This is a genomic window from Streptomyces sp. ISL-36 (assembly GCF_018614205.1).
Taxonomy (GTDB): domain Bacteria; phylum Actinomycetota; class Actinomycetes; order Streptomycetales; family Streptomycetaceae; genus Streptomyces.
Genome location: NZ_JAGGOS010000202.1, coordinates 6148 through 6606 on the forward strand (window position 1 = coordinate 6148; position 459 = coordinate 6606).

Here is a 459-nt window from a genome sequence, read left to right on the forward strand (position 1 = left end):
CGGCGATCGCCGCCGTGCTGGTGCTCGTCGCGGTCGCGGCGTGGCGGGAGCGCCGTCAGGAAGGATCGGAGCCGCGGCCCGGGCCGCGCTCCTGGAAGCCGCCGATCAGATCCTGAACCCGTCGGCGCACCCGGTCCCAGCGCCGGTCGTGCCGGTAGGTCCGCAGCCGGGACCGGGCGCGGGCCCGGGGGCGGCGGGCGTAGGCGCGTTTGGACCACCAGGACCCGGGGCGGGCCAGCCGGAGGGCGCCGACGATCGCCACGAAGGGCACGAGCGTCCCGATGACGGCCATGCGGTACTTCCCCTTCACCAGGGCGACGAGGACGAAGAGGAAGTTCACCGCGAGGCTGACGATGAAGGCGCCCCGGTCCTGGCGCTCGTCGGCGGTGACGTCGTCGACGCCGAGCGGCGAGAAACCGCCGAGGACGAGCATCACCAGGGCGGCGGTCAGGACGACCA

The 459-nt window shown here is 74.5% G+C and carries 1 pseudogene; it reads right to left on the reverse strand.

The window, feature by feature from the left end:
- Positions 1 to 55: 55 nt before the first annotated feature.
- Positions 56 to 459: pseudogene (locus tag J7E93_RS35845) on the reverse strand (hypothetical protein); the annotation flags it as partial.